This window comes from Bacteroidota bacterium (genome assembly GCA_039821555.1).
GTDB lineage: Bacteria > Bacteroidota > Rhodothermia > Rhodothermales > Rubricoccaceae > JBCBEX01.
In genome coordinates, this window is record JBCBNX010000082.1 from 1 (window position 1) to 511 (window position 511).

At 65.0% G+C, this 511-nt stretch carries 2 protein-coding genes; both read right to left on the reverse strand.

Features of this window, described 5'->3' with window-relative positions; translation table 11 throughout:
- Positions 1 to 182, reverse strand: a 182-nt coding sequence (locus tag AAFU51_18965) for an ATP-binding cassette domain-containing protein (protein MEO1573315.1), incomplete at its 3' end; no start/stop codon positions are given.
- The coding region (locus tag AAFU51_18970; GenBank protein ID MEO1573316.1) for an FtsX-like permease family protein at positions 182 to 511 on the reverse strand (330 nt) is incomplete at its 5' end. The genes AAFU51_18970 and AAFU51_18965, both read right to left, overlap by 1 nt.

Genomic DNA, 511 nt, shown 5'->3' on the forward strand with positions numbered 1-511 from the left:
ACGTCGCGGAGGCAGCCCATCAGGGTGAGGAGCGTCGTCTTGCCGGAGCCGGACGGCCCCATCAGGATCGTAAGACTGCCCCGTGCGATGGTCAGCGAGACGTCCCAGATCGCCTGCTTCCGGGCATCCCCTGACCCGAACCAATGGTTCAGCCCCTCTGCCACGATCGGAGATGCGGTCATCAGAACAGGTCTGCCGGATCCGCCCGCGCCAGGCGCCGGGTGGCCACCGCACCTGAAACGGAACAGGCCACCAGCGTGCCGACGAAGACGGCGAGCGCGGTTGCAGCGTCCATCGCGATGGGCAGGCCCGTCGCTGAGGACAGGCCCACATAAAAGGCCAGGGAAATCGCGATGCCGGGGATGAAGCCGAGGAGCGCCAGGATGATCGCCTCCTCAAACACGATACCCATGAAAAACGACTGGCCGTAGCCCATCGCCTTGAACGTCGCGTACTCGCGCAGGTGGTCGGCCACGTCCGTGGACAGGATCTGATAGACGATCACGATCCC